This is a genomic window from Marivita sp., assembly GCF_022763305.1.
GTDB lineage: Bacteria > Pseudomonadota > Alphaproteobacteria > Rhodobacterales > Rhodobacteraceae > Marivita.
The window spans coordinates 1-16,559 of the sequence record NZ_JALEGT010000020.1 but is presented as its reverse complement, the minus strand read 5'-3'; the positions used below and the strand labels follow the sequence as shown (position 1 = coordinate 16,559).

The following is a 16,559-nucleotide window of genomic DNA, read 5'->3' as shown; positions in this document are numbered from 1 at the left end:
GGCTGCGACACCTGTCGATGAAACCTCAAATCACGCCATCAAATTACTGGAGCAAAAAATGTCGAAAAAGGAACTCCCCTCCACGGCCCGCGTGGTGATCGTCGGCGGCGGTGTCATGGGCTGCGGCCTGGCCTATCATCTGGCCCATGAAGGCTGGGGCGAGGACACGGTACTCCTGGAAAAGGCGGAACTGACCAGCGGTTCGACCTGGCACGCGGCGGGGCAGATCACACACTCGACCAGCTCTTATGGCCTTGGCAAGATGGTGGATTACAACATCGGCCTCTATTCCAAGGCACTCGAGGAAGAGACCGGCCAAGCGGTGACATGGCATGGCTGCGGCTCGTTCCGGCTGGCCTATACCGAGGACGAGATGGACTGGCTGCGCCACACGCTTTCGGTGGGGCGTGCGCTGGGGTTCAACATCGAGATGGTGGCCCCCGCGTTCATAGCCGAGAAGCACCCCTACTATAACCTCGAGGGCGTGCTGGGCGCGCTTTATACGCCGGATGACGGGCATGTGGACCCGTCGAACGTGACGATGGCGATGGCCACCGGCGCCCGCCAGAAGGGTGTGAAGATCTTCCGCCATTGCCGTGCGACGAACATCACGCAATCCGATACAGGCGAATGGGTGGTCGAGACCGAACAGGGCACGATCACCTGCGAACACGTGGTCAACGCAGGCGGCACCTATGCGCGCCAGATGGGCGAATGGTCGGACCTACAGCTGCCCATGACCTCGATGACGCACCATTATTTCGTGACCGAGGATGTGCCCGAGTTCAAGGATCTGGACGAGGAACTGCCCGTCATCCGCGACGACAAGATGGTCTCGGGCTATATCCGCATGGAACAGAAGAAGGGCCTGATCGGGATTTACGAGAAAGAAAACTCGAACTCGGTCTGGCATGATAAATGCCCGTGGGAATACGAGAACTGGTTGTTCGAGGCCGACTATGATCGCGTGATGCCGTGGCTGGAAAATTCGCTGGAGCGGATGCCAATTTTCGCCGACCTTGGCATCACTCGCGAAGTGCATGGCGCGATTTCGCACCCGCCGGATGGCAACCCGATGGTGGGGCCCGCGCCGGGCGTGCAGAACTACTGGTGCTGCTGTGGCACCCAGATCGGCATCGGCTGGGGACCGGGGCTCACGCGTGAGCTGGCGAAATGGATGGTGCATGGGGCTGCCGACATCAACATGCGCGACTATGACCCGCGCCGGTTCGGGGCTTACGCCAAGAAAGACTGGCAGGTCATCAAGGCGCATGAGGATTACAAGCTGCGCCACGAGATCCCCTTCCCGCATTTCAACCGCCTCGAAGGTCGTCCGATCAAGCCCTCGCCGCTCTATGAGATCCTGAAGGAAAAGGGCGCGGTCCATGAAGAAGTTTACGGCCACGAACGCCCGCGCTGGTTCGCCCGCGATGGGGTGGAGCAGCGCGACCATTACTCGTTCCGCCGCAACGCGGTGTTCAATATGGTCGCCGCCGAATGCAAGGCCGTGCGAGAACGCGTCGGGATCATGGACGTGACGGCCTTTACCAAGGTGCTGGTCTCGGGCCCCGAGGCATACGCCCTGCTCGACCGGCTGACCGCGAACAAGATGCCGCAAAAGGATGGCTCGATCACGCTGACCCATATGCTCAACCGCCGGGGACGGATCGAGTTGGAAACCACCATCGTGCGCATGGCCGAGGACAAGTATTACCTCGTCTGCGCCGCCTTCTTTGAACAGCGTCTGTTCGATCATCTGACCCACAACCTGAACGGCGCCAATGCGACCATCACAACCCTGTCCGAGGACTGGTCGGCCCTGTCGCTGAACGGCCCCCACGCGCGGGATGTGCTGGCCCAGTGTACCGATGCGGACCTGTCGAACGCCGGTTTCCGCTGGCTGAGCGCACAGGAGATCACCGTGGTGGGCCACAAGCTCTGGGCCTTCCGCATGTCCTATGCCGGAGAACTGGGCTGGGAGCTGCACATGCCCGATGATGCCTGTGTTGACGTCTACAACGCCCTCTGGGCGGCAGGAGAAGCACACGGCATCGAGAATTACGGCTCCTTCGCCATGAACAGCTTGCGGATGGAAAAGGCCTTTCCCGGCGCGGGCGAACTCACCAACGAGGTCACCCTGCCCGAGGCCAACGTTATGCGCTTTGTAAAATTGGACAAAGACTATCTGGGCGTCGAAGCAACCCGAGAAAGCGCCGAAAACCCAGAGCAACCTTGGATATGCGCCTATCTGGAAATCGACCCCGACGGCATCGAAGACGGCCACGGCGGCGAAGCCGTGATGCTGGACGGGCAAGTGGTCGGCTCAACCGCCTCTGTCGCCTATGGCCACACGGTCGGCAAGATCCTCGCCTTTGCCTACATCAAACCCCATGCCGCAGCACCAGGCACAGACCTCACGGTAATCGTCGCAGGCGAACCCCGCGCAGCCCGCGTGCTGGCCGAGGCCGCCTACGACCCGCAAAGCAAAAGACCACGAACAGATGCAGGGATGGAGTCCGAACAATGAGCAACGATCTCTCCAACGTCTTCCCCACTCACGACCCTGACTGGGTACGTGACACGCATGCCGACCACTATTTGCAAAGCTGGTCGAAACAAGGCGGTCGCCCTCGAGTGATCACCGGCGCGCAGGGCAGCTGGTTCTGGGACAGCGACGGCAAGAAATACCTCGATTTCCAAAGCCAGCTGGTGAATGCCAACCTTGGCCATCAACACCCGAAGATCGTGCAGGCGATCAAGGATCAAGCGGATAAGCTGTGCTATATCGGCCCTGCGATGGGTTCGGATGTACGTAGTGAGTTGGCGGCGATCATGAACGAGATCACCCCTGAAAACATAACCTCAACTTTCTTCACGACCGGCGGCTCGGCAGCCAACGAAACCGCGATCCGGCTGGCGCGGCATTTTACCGGGCGTACCAAGATCATCGCCCGCTATCGCTCCTATCATGGCGCCACAGGCGGTACGCTCAGCCTGACGGGCGATCCGCGCCATCACCTGACCCGAGCCGACATGCCGGGTGTGGTGCGGATGCTCGACCCCTATGTATATCGCCTGCCGACAGGTCACACCGACCCGGCCAAATGCCCGGTTGCCCGGGGCGGACCGCATCTGGAAGAAATCCTGATGTACGAAAACCCCAACACGGTGGCGGCGGTGATCCTTGAACCGGTGGTGGGCACCAACGGCATCATCGTGCCGCCCGATGGCTACCTGAAGTCGATCAAGGAGACCTGCGAGAAATACGGAATCCTGCTGATCGCGGATGAAGTCATGGCGGGCTTTGGCCGGACCGGAAAATGGTTCGCGGTCGATCACTGGGGTGTTCAGCCCGACATCATCACCTCGGCCAAGGGCATCAACTCGGGCTATGTGCCGTTAGGCACCATGTCAGTCTCGACCGAGCTACATGACTGGTTGCGCGACTATCCGTTGCCGGGCGGTCTGACCTATGCCGGTCATCCGCTGGCCTGCGCTTCGGGCGTTGCCGCAATCCGTGCCATGCAGGAGGAGGACACGCTGGCACATGCCACGGCGATGGGCGAGAAAATGCGCGCGGAACTGGGCAAGCTGGCCAAAAAGCACCCATGTATCGGCGACATCCGGGGCCGTGGCATGTTCAACGGTATCGAACTGGTGAAAAACCACGACACCAAAGAGCCACTGGTGCCGTTCGCAGCCAAGGGACCGGATGCCAAGCCGATGTCCGACATGATGAGCTTTGCGATGAACGAAGGCCTCTACCTGTCCTTTTTTTCAAACGTCATCCGCCTGACACCACCGCTCAACATCAGCGAACAAGACCTGATGACCGGGCTCGAAATCCTCGACCGTGTACTGGAGATTGCTGACAGAGAATGCGGATAAACACGGGGATCCCTCTAGCGCTTCCACGGCATCTTCCCCCCTGATGTGCCCTCAGCCAATCGGTAAGAAACGACAATTACGCCCGAAGCGAGAAAGGAAAACAATATGACTACGCTTAACAAGGAGATGTTCGAAAAAGGTCTCGAACAACGCCGCAGCACGCTCGGCAAGGCCTATGTCGATGCCAACCTTGCCGCCGCCGATGATTTTACCCGACCCTTTCAGGAGGCGATGACGGCGTGGTGCTGGGGCTTTGGCTGGGGCGACGAGGTTATTGACGCCAAGACTCGCAGTATGATGAATCTCGCAATGATTGGCGCGCTTGGGAAAATGCATGAGTGGGAAACTCATTGCCGCGGCGCGGTGAATAACGGGGTTTCGGCGGAGGAGATTCGCGCGATCATTCACGTCGTGGGAATTTATTGTGGTGTTCCGCAAGCTCTCGAGTGCTTCAGGGTGGCCAGGAAAGTACTGGAATAGCGGCTGAAATAGTGCCGACTGAAGGCTGCAGAAGGCCCCAACGACCGGCTGTCTAGCGGCGTTGAGCACCCGAGGCAATTTCTGTGCTGCGAGCGCGCGACGCGCGAAAACGCTTTGTCCCCTGAGGTCTCACACTTGACCATCGCTGCACCCGTTCGAATGGTAGATCACCCGCGCATAGTCACACAATCGTTCGTGATCGCTCCATCCGACATCACACCCTCCAAACGTTCAAGATCACTCAACGCATCCTGAATTTGGCCGACTTCATCCTCGCTCGGAGCATCAACATCGAGATCCGCCTGGCCACGAAAATCCATTTCAAACTGGCGCTGGTCCTCTGCGAGGACTGCGGCACGAACCCGCCGGGTTCCCGCAGTTGAGCGAGGATCGATGGGGACATTGCGTTCAGGCTCCGTGATCCCCATCCTGGCCTCAAATTCGCGCTCTGTCAGACCTGACCCGCGCGGCGCTGTTGGCATTGCCTGAACGCTAAGCGGCAACGTACCCATCGGAGGAACTGGGCCTTTGGGAAACGGTAAATCCCCTTCCTGCGCCGCGTGGATACCTTTGAAGAACGGATCCTCGTAATAGACGACGCGCTTGGCGCGCACCGGCATCTGGGCGTCGACGACAACGACGATCTCATCGAGCGGCAAACGTCGCGCCTCGTCCTCCGGCAAGAGTGACACCTCTTCCGTCCGCTCGGACTGGCTTCGCCCCTCAAAGGGGTTCTTCCCGACCGCGCGGGAGCGCGTGACGACGGTCTTCGTGGTCTTTCCAACCGCCTTGCTCAGTTCCTCGACGGTCTTTTCATCCGAGGGCGTCAGGTAGAGCTTGATACCAGCGTTGCCCTGCAGCGCCCGGCGAGTGTTCTCGCCGTAGATTTCGTCGATGGCGGGGATGGTCTGGGTGACCACGGCGAGATGCCCACGATAGTGGCGCAGCACCTCGATGCTCTCGGCCACGATCGGCATCTTGCCGAGGCGGTTGAACTCGTCGAGCATGATCATCACGGGCCAAGGCTCGTCCGGGCCGGGGTCCTTGTCCTGAAGTGCGGAGAGAAGATCCGAGAAGAAGAGCCGGATCAGCGGCGCGAGCGGCTTCACCATGAGGGGCTGGACGACGAGATAGACGCTGAAGGGTTTCTTGCGGATCGTCCGGAAATCGAAGTCCGACACCGCTGTCGCATCGTCGATCGCCGGATTCTGCCATTGATCGAGACCGGAAGTCATCAGGAGCGAGACATAGGAGGTCAGGGTGTCGTTATTTGTCGACGCCAACCGGGTGAATATCAACCTAGCGGACGCGTTGTTCACCTCATGGGAGCGCGCCAGATATTCTTTCTGTTTGTTCCCGCCCGAGGCGGCGATGCGGTAAATCTCTCCGAGGGTCGGTCGCCCACGCTGGAAAGCCAGCAGACCAGCAGCGACGAAGAGATCAATGCCACCTTTCAGGAGACCCTGAACTCGGTCATTGTCGTTCTGCAGGAAGAGCGTTGCCAGAAGCTGCAATTCCATCTGTTGGCGCGCGGGGTCTTTGAGTTCGTAGATGCGCAGAAGCGGGTTGTAGCGATGCGTGCGCTTGTCCTCCCAATCGGTCGGCGCAAACCGATAGACCGTATCACCTTGAGCGGCCCGATGCCTTGCCGACGCCTCGAAACACTCACCCTTCACGTCGAGCACGACCGCCGATCCCTGCCAGGTCAGCAAGTTTGGAATGACAAAGCCTGTGGTCTTGCCCCGCCCGGTCGGGGCCACGATCAGCGCATGGGGGAAGGTCTTGGAGCAGAGGAACGGCGCGCGCGAGCTGGGCTTTCCAAGCTTGCCGATCACAAAGCCCGTGCCCGGCTTGCCGAAAAAGCCGTTCTTCTTCATCTCGCGGCGGGTCTGCCAGTGGGTGTAGCCGAATCGCGTTAGGGCCGAACCTGACATCGCAAGACTCATCATGAGGCCCACCACTCCGGCCGCGCCCATGATCAGATTGATTAGGCGGAATTCGTCTAGGCGAACCGCGCCGATGGCCCGGTAGTTCCGCGCGATGTAGAAGAAGTCGATCTCGGCCCGGAACCCCAGATCGCGGAAAGTCAGAACAGCCGAGGCGATCACATAGCCGATGGCGACAGCAACCAGCGTGACCAGCGCCACGCCGAGAGCAAGGCGGCCCTTCCCTATCCCTCCCATCAATGGGTCTCCCCGCGTTCACTTTCACCCTCAACCAGATCGGCCCGGTGGAGCTCATATTCCCGGTCGGCAATCTCCTCGACCACAGCGCGGGTCGCCTCGCTGTTGGCGGTGGCCTCGTCCGATTGCAGATAGGTCTTTGCCGCATAGAGCCGATCTAGACGGTCCTCGATCTGGTTCTTCAGCACGTCCGCATCGCCGGCCCGCAGCCGCTCGATCTGGCCGTCATCGAGCTCCCGCTCGACGGCGTCGCGGTAGGCCAACCGCTGTCCATCATCCTGGAACGGTGAATGCAGATTGCCGGCCCGCTCGTGATCTATGACCCGCCGCAGATTGGCATCGGCAATTGGCCCGGTTTCAGCCGTCTCGGTGTCCCGCTCTTCGACCAAATGTTCGCCGCGCTCGATTTGGCCAAGGTCCCGCGCCTCATCAATCACCCCGTCCTGGCGCAGCACCTGGTGGCGCTCAAGCGCAATGCCAAGCTGCACATGGGCCCGGTTGAGGGTCTCGCGCGCGGTCTCCAGGTCCGCGCGGCGCTCCAGATTGAGACCATCCTTCTCGGCCACCCTGGCCAGATCATCTGCGATCCACTGACGCTCGAGCGCGGCATTCTGCGCGCCCGTTTCCATCCTGGCAACCACCACGGACGAACTGATCCCGGTCCCCCGTAGTGCGGTGTCTACCTGCGCTCGAACTTCCGGGTCCCGCAGCCGCTCCAGCTGATCCCGGTCGATATTGACCTCGGAATAGACCCCGCCATCGGACGGCTTCTCGGTCAGCGTCACGGAGCGCAGCCCCAAGGGCTGCATATGCGCAAGCCGGGACTGAATTTCGTTGAGGCTGCGCTCCAGCCGCGGCCGCTCGGCTTCAGGCTTCTCGGCAATCATGCCCTGAACGCGCGCGACCTGGTCGGCGTAGCGGGTGCGCAAATCTTCGAATGATTGTTCCTCTGCCATGTAGACCCCTCCTTCAGAGGTAAGCTTGCCGCCCTTGGCCAGAAGCTCTCCCGAGCGGAAGAGCGCATTGGCGATGTCCTCGCGATTGTCCGCAGAGGCCTCGGCGGCAAGCGAGTGATAGATGATGCGCGTGTTGGCGATCTCTTCGAGGGCGCGATCGAGGTCTGCCCCGACCCGATGGCGCGGCTCCGCTTCCCGCCCCTCTTCCCTCGCCGCATAGACCTCGCGGGTGCGGGGCGGATAATGCACAACGCCCCGATCGAGCCGCCTAGTCGCCTCCAGACGCACGGCGATCCTCTCGGCTTCCTCGACCATGGCGAGGCGGAAATCGTCGTAGTTGAACCGGTGATCCCGCCCCAGAAAGAAGAACTCACCCTCCTGCGATCGGCGGTTCAATACTATATGGGCGTGGGGATGATCCCGGTCCTCGTGGACCGCAATGATGTAATCGAAATGCCCCTCGTCCGTCTGGAAGAACCGTTCCGCCACATTGGCAGTGATGTCGCGCACATCCTCGCCCTTTGTCCCGATAGGATAGGACATGAGCATGTGGGTTGTCTGCCCAAGCTTGGGCTTGAACCCCGCGCTCCAACGCTTGGCAAACCGCTCCGTCAGGTCCTTGATCTCGGATGCCTCGAGCTTCGTCTTCCCGTCCAGGAACCCGCTGCTGTCCACGATATGAGAGGACTTCGTGGTAAGGTAATCGAGCTGGTTCATCAACTGCTTCTTGGTATGCGTACCCCCGCCACGGATCGCCTTGAAGACCGCCGCACGATGCCCCGCAGCGGCCCGCACGAGCTGCTTCTGCCGGGCCGTCTGCAAGCCCTGCAACGAGCCCCGGATGCGGCTCCAGCCATCCCGGAAGACCTCACCAGTGACGTCATGGACGGCATCATTCAGCCGCATGGGCGAACTCCCTCAGTGCGGCAGTGGCGGCGAGCCGCATCGCGTCCCGGCGACGGCGCAGGAGCAGGTCGATCTCATCAGCGGAATCAAGGATAAACCGCGCCAGCCCGCGCATCTGGGCCAGGCGCAGTTCGGAGAATTCTACGCGGGCACCGCCTTCACGCCCCTGCCCCATTTGGTTGGCTTTGGTCATCTGCTTTGCGATCTGCACAACGCCATTGCCGACCTCGTGTAGAGACGCTCGGTAGCGCGCCATCTCACCGGCCAATTGGGCATCCGGAACGAAGGTTCCTCCCGCCGCCTGTATGAGCCGTCTCAGCCCCTCCGTGCGGGTCTCAATACCTGCCACAGCCAGAACCTCATCCAGCGCGACAAGTTCTTCAGGCGCCAGCTTCACGGTCACGGCAGAGGTCGCCACCGCCGCGTCCTTCTGGCGCTCGGCATCGGCTTTCAACGTGTACTGGATGGCCCGGGGCGTGACCCCGAACCGCTCCGCGAGATCTAAAGTCCCCACACCTTCTGCAGCCTCACGGACAATCTCCGCCCGCTCTGTCTCTGTCAGTCTCTTGGTCCGGCTCATGCGAAGAAAGCCCCCCTATTTCCTGCCACCTTCATACGAGGTCGCACACCCACATTACGAAACTATACCAGTGTGTCAATGCTATATGTTTGGGTTTCAACTATACGCGGCCTCGTATTCCGCTTCGGGCCGAGCACCGCAGGTGCGAGGCCCCGCCCGAAGGGCCCAAAAGTCAGCCCAACTCTCCACCCACACTCCGTCCGCCCTTACCGATGCCCGCGCCCGAGGTTCTGGCCGAACACCGATCGTGTTCGGACGGAAGCGAGGAGCGGCGCAGGGACCGGACAACGGGGCTGACGGACAGGGTCAAGGGAGGCCAGATTTGGCCCGCCAAATCTCTGCCGGAAAAACCGGCGGGCTTGAGCCCGACTGTTATTCCGGATGGCCCCCTTGAGGCTGGCCGGCAGTCCTGTTCCAACGGCTGTCTTTGACCCCCAGCAGGACCGCTTCCGGTCCTGGCTTCTCCACGGAGTCACCGGCCGCAGGCAGGGGTCTCCGGGTCTGGCGCAGCCTGCCAGGGAACAGGGAAAGGGCCGCCCCGAGGGCGGCCCATCCTCGTCAGAGGATTACTCCTGTGGTTCCTTCGCGCTCGGCGGGAACATCACCAACTCCTGGACCGCGACCGGGAAGTCGAGCTTAAGGCTGAAGAACTCCGAGCCGTCCCCGTTGCGGGTGTTGCGGAACATCGCGCCGACGCGCTGGAACCGGGTGCGTTCATTGCCGTCGGTGTCGGTGAACTTGACGGGAACGGTGGCGACGTAGTGGTTGGTCATTTGGGTCTCTCCTTTTTGCGATGGGGATCGACCGGCACGGGGGACAAGGGGCGTGCGCAAAAGCAAATGCGGAGGGTCCGCGCGCGCCTTGCGCGTGGAAACCGTATTTGTGTTTGCCGGAGCGAAAGCGGAGGGGACGGACGGCCCGAACCCGTGCGATCCACATCTATAAGCAAAAAGGAGAGACCCGGGTGAGTGGCCACAAATTCGACGCCATTGGTTCTGTCGAGTTTGCTCTACGAAAGCTGCGGACGAAGGTCTCCATCGCGCTTTGGGCATCGTCCGTGTCGCCCAGCAAATGGCATAGGTGATCTTCAGCTTTGAGTGGTGAATGTCGCTGAAGTGAGTTGGGAACCGTTGTTACCTGCACCAGGGCTGGGGCCGTGGAGGGCAACTTGTGCGACCGCATCGAAATGGCTCGGCCAATCCTTCGGCAATTAAGATGCGCCCGACATCCTGACCGTCGACATACAGCGAGCCGCAGAACCGTCCGAAGTTGCATCGGTCCGTACCTTCCGTTCCGGGCTGACAAGAGCATGGCACGCGCTGGAATTCTATCGACGTGGCGCCCCGCACCTGTTGACTGAGCCTGGCTGTGGCGCGTTCCCCGACCTGACGTTCTGCGGTGCAGGACGGTCGCCACTTTTCTGGCGCGTTAAACCCGACAAGACGAACATTCGCGGTCATGCCCCGGATGTCGACCGTATCGCCATCAATGACCCGGACATCACTGACCCGAAGGCTTCTGCCCTGAGGGGTAGGTTGGACCACAGCGGGCGATTTGCCAGACAGGTAGCTGGTTGACATCCAGCCCGTTCCTAAAGCTGATCGAATTTGTGTCCACCGGCCGTCATCGCGCAGCTGTTCAACGCGCGTACCTTGGGTCAAAACCCCCATCACAGAGCTCGAGGTAGACGGACCTGAACGTTGGTTCACACGCGTGCCTGTCACATAAGCGTAAGTAACTCCAGCAGGCTGCGGGGTAGAAACTACATTTGGGCGGTTAGATGGTGACCTTGATGACGAGGAATCAAACAGTGATCCAATCACCGCAATGAACGCGACAATCACAATCAGTGGGACCATGATTTTCCGCTGCGCCCGACGCACGGCGCGCCGAGGTGCGGTGATGGCGCGGGGCAAGGAGACAGGACGGGGTCGCGCCTGATAGGGCCTGGCGCTGCGTGTTGGTGCCGGAGTGAAGCTGCTGTTGCTCTTCTTTGATGAGGTTCGATCCGGCTGCTCTCTCGCCAACTTCAGGATTTTGTGCAAGCTCGCATACTGCGCCTTGCTCAGGCGCGTCTTGGTCCCATAGAGCTGAAACCGCTCTGCCATGTTTGAGAGAAACGACGTTTCCCATTCGCTCGCGCTGCCCGACTGCAATCGGGCGTCGATGCGCGATTGAATCTCTTTGGTGCGTTCCGGGGAAAAGGGCATCGGGTGAAGAACCTACGAAATTGTTTCCTGCGTAACAATTGTCATCTGCGACAACGGCGTAAAAGATCGAGATAAATTTGACATATTTACATTTGATACTGATGGCGAAGCCTGCGGCCAGGAAACGCCGGCGTGAAACGACGAAAGGGCCGCCCGTAGGCGACCCTCTCATTCTCACTCTTTCGCAGATTTCTGCGCCGGATCAGCAACCCGCATCACGGTCAGCCCCTTGGCTTCCGCCTTCTGCCCGAGGTTCAGCGCAACCCCGTTGCCACCGAAGAGCACGACCCCGGTCGCAGCGAACTTGTCGTCGAGCATCTCGTCGTTGCATTTGAACGGCGCGGCACGCCCATGTGCAGACCAGCGGGGATCGAAGCGCGCCTGGGCGACACCTCGCGCCCGTGCCCATCGAGCCGCGATCATCTCGGCGCCATGCTTGGCTCCCTTGTGGCAGAGGAAGATTTCCTGATTGCGGTTCTGCTTGATCCGCTCGCGAACCTTGTCGAGCGTCGAGAAGATGACATCGATATCGGTCCAGTCAGTAGCTCCTGAGACGATCAGGGGAACACCTTCGACTTTCGACTTCGCGGCTGTCTCGCGATCATGATGCTCCAGCAGTTGCCTTGCCTCGAAGACGGCCCCTGTTTCTTGGGCACATGCGCTCGCTCGCGACCCGGCTGCCGGGATGAAGGCATGTCCGGTCTCGACCTCGTAGCATTCCGCAGCCGCCTCGCTCATCACCTCGATCGCTCCGACGATCTCGCGCAGCTGCAGGAAGCGTGCCTGAGCCTCTTCCAGCGCCGTCTCAGCGATCTCTGATCCATCGTGGCTCTTTGCCAGAGCACCGATCTTATCAGCGGTGCGATCAAGTTCCTTGCCGACGGCAACCTTGCGGCGCTGCAGGATGGTGGCGAGCCCGTGGGCGAGCGGTTCAATCTCGGCTTCCAGCCCGGTGTCGCGCAACTGACCGAGGAGGGCCTCAAAAGTCTCGCGGACGACGCGGTCCTTCAGGATGTGATCCTCGGGGATCGGCAGATCAGCGCCTTTCTCCGTCAGGCCGAATAGTTCGATGGTCTCATAGGTGTTCGCTTGGTCGTAAGCCATTGTTCATATCTCCAGATGTTCGGGATTGGTTGGCTCACCACGGGAGTGTGGTGGCATGGCCGAATTTCTGGTTTCCGAATCTGCCTGGGTCAGGGACGGCGAAGCCGCCGGCTTGCCGGGCGCAAAAGTTTTCAGGGCACGGCACCAACCACAAGCGCACCCTCAATCACTGGGCCGACACCGCCCCCCCGCCCCGCCCTCCCCGAAAAGTTTTACGATCCTTGAGGCGGGCTGATTTGGGGGCCATCCGGAGGATATGCTTCCGCACTCGTGTGTGTGTGTTTGACGGTAGGTTTGCCCAAACGAGCAGGCAAACGGCGCGACCGGACGCGGAAGACGGATGAAGCGGCGGGATCGTTTTGCATTTTGCAAAACAGACCAGAGCGCAATCCGGCGGAGCGGCCAGGGAGCAACGTGCTCGCGAGACGGGCAAACCGGGATGCCGGGTGCAACGCCGCGGTGAGGCCGCATGGCCGAATGCGCGATCGGCCACAGGCCGATGCTCAACCGCGACACGCGAAGCCGAGCGGAGGAGGCCGTAAGGCATTGATCCCCCTACTAGTCGCCCGCACCTCAGCTCTTGTCAGGAAACGCCCAATCCGGTAGTCTGTTGGAACACCGAGAGGCCCGTCATGAGTGTTCAAAAACAGACCGTCAGCTTCACCGATACTGCCTATGCCTTCGCCAAAGAGTTGGTTGAGGCAGGGGAATACCCCAATATGAGTGCAGCAGTGTCGGGTGAATTGGCGAAGGCCAAGGCGGAGCGTCAACGTGAGCAGTCCGTTCTTGAGGCCGAATTGGAACGGCGCCTGTCCCTGCCGCTCGATCAATGGGAGCCGGTTGGTGAGGCCTCACAAGTCACAACAGGCGCGCGCGCCCATCTGGCCTCGATTTCCCGCAAGACCTGATGCGCTTCGTCCGGCACCCGTTCTTCGAGCGGGATCTCATTGGAATCGTCGATCACATTGTCGAGGTCACGCAAGGCGACACGGCGGCAGCGCTGCGGCGGCTCGACGAGATCGATGCCATGCTTCAAGCCATTGAAGAAAATCCGACCTCGGGCATGCGTCTCGGCGGAAAGATGGACGGCTGGCTCGTGCGACATGGAGGCTCCGGGTTTCGGCTGACCATAGTGTTCAGACCAGAAGTTGAGGCCGGCGTAGTTTACCTCGCCCTCGTCGCCTTCGGCGGGCGCGATTGGATGCGGCTGGCATCTGCCAGAAAGATCTTCTCCGAATAGGCCTTCGCCACCTAGCGCCGGAACATCACGCGGCCTCCTGATGACAAAACCCACGGGTCAGCACACGGCGGTAGCGACGAACGGATCGACCGCCGCCTCGATCTTTTGCGTGCGCCCCATCCAGGGCTCGGGCCGGATTGCCTTGACCCAATCGGCGAAACTCGGGATGAACCCCAGATCCTCGCGAACATGCTGTTCACCGACCCAGCGGGTCGGGATCACCCGACCAGTGGATAGGGTGAGCGTGAGCCCAAAAATTGTCTCGGCCATGAATATGCCTTCGGCATGATGACGAAGCGCACGATGGCGGAAATCTGCGGTAATCTCCTTGCTCGCATCAAACCAGCTGTGAAAGGCCATGTAGTCATCGACCTCGCCGCCCCATTTCTTCACCGAGGACAGGGAATGGTGGTAGGGATGTGCCATTGCCGCCTCCTCAAAATGTATGTTCGTAGGATTCAGTGGCGGTGTAGCGCTCGTTGTGATCGAGCGTGATCACGCGAGATTTCACATCGAAGGTGAACTCGCCATAGGCACCGTCATTATTCTCCCAGCCGGGATGGGTCTCGGCAAGGAAGTCATAAGCCAGCTGTTCGACCGCCTCTTCGATGGTCATGCTGTGTTCGGTTACTTCTTCGGTCCCCCAACTCGCGCGCGAGAGGGAAGTCTGCCCCTTGGGCAGGTCAACACTCTTTCCGCCTGATAGGGCAGAGACGTCTTCGACCTGGCCGCTATCGCCAAAGCCGTCGAAGGTGACAATGACCTGCGCGATATCTGCTGCCGCCAGGACATCGAAGAGTACCTTCTTGTTGGCGGGACGGATGCTTGCGGACAATGCCTCGTAGCGCTGACGATCGGCGTAATAGCGTTGCATGGAAGCGGTCATATCGAAGGTTTGACCCGGGGTGTTGTTGGTATCGGTCATGGGAGTTCTCCCTGAGAGCGGGTAAGGGATGAACCCACCGACGCTCTCTCACCCGGCAGGCTCACCCTGCCCCAAGCCCGCTTTCACTCTTTTCTTCCCGCCAACAGGGTTATGTGACGCGTTGTGGCGGGTCCCGGCCCACCGACTGTCACCCGAATGGGCGCAGAGCGGCAGTTCCGGACGACCATTTGGCCGCGATCGCACCTGGCTCGAAAGAGACATGTGAGAGCGCCGTTGGCCAAAGGGAAAGCTGAGCGGCCGGGCTGCGGGCGCAGCCTAAGGCGCGGTGACACGCCCTTCGGGCGTGGCAGGGCCCAATACTGCTTAGGCCAATCCCAAACATCGGCTACAGGGTCAGCGTTCAATCAGGGTTAGGCCAATAGGATTTCCGTCTGGTCCGATCGTCCAAAGATGGAACGAAAAAAGGCGCCATCTCGGGAGGTGAGATGACGCCTGATTTCTTGCGTCCACGCTGCGGGAGGAGGTGCAGCGCAGAACCCCGGTCGGGCCCCCAAGGAGGAGGAGAGGAGGTCCAACCTTCAAGAAAAATGTAGGGAGGATGCTGCATCGCAACAAGAGATTTCGCTGCAATGCAGCTATGCATGTCATGCAATGCTACATTATTGCGCATGTCGTATATTATTGTTCAGAAATTGGGCGCGATCTGTGTCGCGGTTACTGCCTCGTTTTGGTGAATGGGAGCCGCGTTTGAGCGGCCCCCGCCCAGTAACGATCTTACCTCTGATCGATCAGGCAACCAGTGAAAGACCTCCCGTCTCCTGCGCCTGCTCGCCGCTGTCTACGAAGGGGATGATCGAGAAGGTCTGACCGCCGCGCTGCTCTTCGTTCTGCACGGCGTTGACCCGCAAGTCGCCATCGGGCGTGTTGACGAGGAGCGAGACGTAGTCATTGCCCGTACGATTGCTCTTCGCCATCCAGGCCGAGCCAACGCGGATCGGGTGACCCTTGGGCGAGGAGACCTCGATCCGGTAGTCGGGGTGAGTTTCCTCGGTCTTGAACTCGTTCTCGATTAGCATGAAGTCGAGATCGAACATCATGTTGGCGATGTAGCCAGCAAAGGCGTTGTCGGCATCCATCGCCGTCAGCTCACCCGAGATCGAGCCGGATTTCATGGTGCCGTTGGAGACCAGCGGGATGATCTCAAACGCGCCGCTCCCGGCCTCGCGCGCTTCTTTTGTTTGCACCGCGTTGACGCGGAACGGGCCGAGGCCGACATCGATCTGCATCGAGATGTAAGGATTGCCACTGGTATTGCCGGTCTCGCTCCAGGCCGTGCCGATACGCACGTTGCGTCCGGATTTGTTCACCGCGGTCACGTCAAAGTCCGGGCTGCGCTCGGACATCTTGGTCCGCGTCTCGAGCTGGATTGCGATATCGAACCGCGCCGAATGGATCATGCCGGAATACACGGCGGCTGCGGTATCAGCGTTCTTGGTCAGGGTTCCTGCGAACATGGGTCTTCTCCTTGGGTTTGCCGCTGCCCGGCTTCCTGCCAGCGCACGCGGGATTGCTTTTCGACCCCTCATGGGATCACCAAACCAAAAGGCCTTCTTTCCTTTCTCCCCCACCGTTCAACCCGGGACTCTGCCCGGATCGGTGCCTGCGACCTCCCCACGCGCACCCGTCCCCTGCCCAGTTTCAGCAATGGTTCGGGCAGGATCGCATCCGGTACTGCTGAACCCTGACGCCGGGCCGTAGTCCCGAATGGGACGCTCTATGAGATTGGCCTCCCCGTCACAGGCGCGGCAGAAGGCATAATCCTGCAGGTCGGTGCTCTCCCAGACCTGCAACTCGGCATTCCAGCTGGCCCTGCAATCTCGCAGGACGTCTTCGCTGCCACAGGCGCGGCAATGGACGGTAACACCGAGATCGGGGCGGGAGACAAAGAATGACATCTCGTCGCCATTCAGCGATGTGCCGCTCCGGTCGGTGAGGCCGATCGAACTGCCATTCGGCAGATAGGTGATCAGGTGTTGATTGTCACTGAGAACTGACCCGGTATTTTCACCGAGATTTGACCCACCCTCAGTTATGCGTCGTGGTTTATGACGCGGTCAATGTTTTGG

At 60.5% G+C, this 16,559-nt stretch carries 14 protein-coding genes; 5 read left to right on the top strand and 9 right to left on the bottom strand.

The genetic code is table 11. The features are described 5' to 3' along the window. Positions 1-58: 58 nt before the first annotated feature. The 3 genes from MRY75_RS03950 to MRY75_RS03940 all read left to right on the top strand — a co-directional run bounded on the left by MRY75_RS03950 (position 59) and on the right by MRY75_RS03940 (position 4,368). The gene (locus tag MRY75_RS03950) at positions 59-2,527 is read left to right on the top strand and encodes an FAD-dependent oxidoreductase (RefSeq protein WP_292305848.1); all 2,469 of its coding nucleotides are present in this window, start codon (positions 59-61) and stop codon (positions 2,525-2,527) included. Continuing rightward, positions 2,524-3,888 (top strand): aminotransferase class III-fold pyridoxal phosphate-dependent enzyme, encoded by a 1,365-nt coding sequence (locus tag MRY75_RS03945; protein WP_292305847.1) that lies wholly within the window; start codon positions 2,524-2,526, stop codon positions 3,886-3,888. Before MRY75_RS03950 ends, MRY75_RS03945 begins: the two co-directional genes overlap by 4 nt. 105 nt (positions 3,889-3,993) lie before the next feature. Next, a complete protein-coding gene (locus MRY75_RS03940; RefSeq protein WP_292305846.1) occupies positions 3,994-4,368 on the top strand; it encodes a carboxymuconolactone decarboxylase family protein in 375 nt (124 codons plus the stop codon). Positions 4,369-4,535: 167 nt separating this feature from the next. On the opposite strand, the gene MRY75_RS03935 is transcribed toward MRY75_RS03940, so the two are convergent. The 6 genes from MRY75_RS03935 to MRY75_RS03915 form a co-directional block, all read right to left on the bottom strand. Continuing rightward, entirely contained in the window at positions 4,536-6,542 is a 2,007-nt protein-coding gene (locus tag MRY75_RS03935; RefSeq protein ID WP_292305858.1) for a type IV secretory system conjugative DNA transfer family protein, read from the bottom strand. A gap of 8 nt (positions 6,543-6,550) precedes the next feature. Beyond that, positions 6,551-8,413, bottom strand: coding sequence for a relaxase/mobilization nuclease domain-containing protein (locus MRY75_RS03930; RefSeq protein ID WP_292305845.1), 1,863 nt, complete (start codon positions 8,411-8,413; stop codon positions 6,551-6,553). Then, complete coding sequence (locus MRY75_RS03925) at positions 8,400-8,993, bottom strand: transposase (RefSeq protein WP_292305844.1); 594 nt, start codon at positions 8,991-8,993, stop codon at positions 8,400-8,402. Before MRY75_RS03925 ends, MRY75_RS03930 begins: the two co-directional genes overlap by 14 nt. 566 nt (positions 8,994-9,559) lie before the next feature. Then, entirely contained in the window at positions 9,560-9,766 is a 207-nt protein-coding gene (locus tag MRY75_RS03920) for a hypothetical protein (RefSeq protein ID WP_292305843.1), read from the bottom strand. 360 nt (positions 9,767-10,126) lie between these two features. After that, the gene (locus tag MRY75_RS21970) at positions 10,127-10,852 is read right to left on the bottom strand and encodes an SH3 domain-containing protein (protein WP_366934902.1); all 726 of its coding nucleotides are present in this window, start codon (positions 10,850-10,852) and stop codon (positions 10,127-10,129) included. 525 nt (positions 10,853-11,377) lie between these two features. Further along, the gene (locus MRY75_RS03915) at positions 11,378-12,307 is read right to left on the bottom strand and encodes a DUF2493 domain-containing protein (RefSeq protein WP_292305842.1); all 930 of its coding nucleotides are present in this window, start codon (positions 12,305-12,307) and stop codon (positions 11,378-11,380) included. 632 nt (positions 12,308-12,939) lie between these two features. On the opposite strand from MRY75_RS03915, the gene MRY75_RS03910 reads away from it, so the two are divergent. Then, positions 12,940-13,215, top strand: coding sequence for a hypothetical protein (locus MRY75_RS03910; RefSeq protein WP_292305841.1), 276 nt, complete (start codon positions 12,940-12,942; stop codon positions 13,213-13,215). Beyond that, positions 13,215-13,547 carry a type II toxin-antitoxin system RelE/ParE family toxin gene (locus MRY75_RS03905; protein WP_292305840.1) on the top strand — a complete coding sequence of 111 codons (333 nt, stop codon included), beginning with the start codon at positions 13,215-13,217 and terminating at the stop codon, positions 13,545-13,547. Before MRY75_RS03910 ends, MRY75_RS03905 begins: the two co-directional genes overlap by 1 nt. A gap of 57 nt (positions 13,548-13,604) precedes the next feature. Here MRY75_RS03905 and MRY75_RS03900 read toward each other — a convergent pair whose 3' ends face one another. The 3 genes from MRY75_RS03900 to MRY75_RS03890 form a co-directional block, all read right to left on the bottom strand. Then, positions 13,605-13,973: a hypothetical protein gene (locus MRY75_RS03900; RefSeq protein ID WP_292305839.1), complete on the bottom strand. Its 369-nt coding sequence runs from the start codon at positions 13,971-13,973 to the stop codon at positions 13,605-13,607. A 10-nt stretch (positions 13,974-13,983) separates the two neighbouring features. Continuing rightward, the gene (locus MRY75_RS03895; protein ID WP_292305838.1) at positions 13,984-14,472 is read right to left on the bottom strand and encodes a DUF6878 family protein; all 489 of its coding nucleotides are present in this window, start codon (positions 14,470-14,472) and stop codon (positions 13,984-13,986) included. A gap of 749 nt (positions 14,473-15,221) precedes the next feature. After that, a complete protein-coding gene (locus MRY75_RS03890; RefSeq protein WP_292305837.1) occupies positions 15,222-15,947 on the bottom strand; it encodes a DUF736 family protein in 726 nt (241 codons plus the stop codon). Positions 15,948-16,559: the final 612 nt, after the last annotated feature.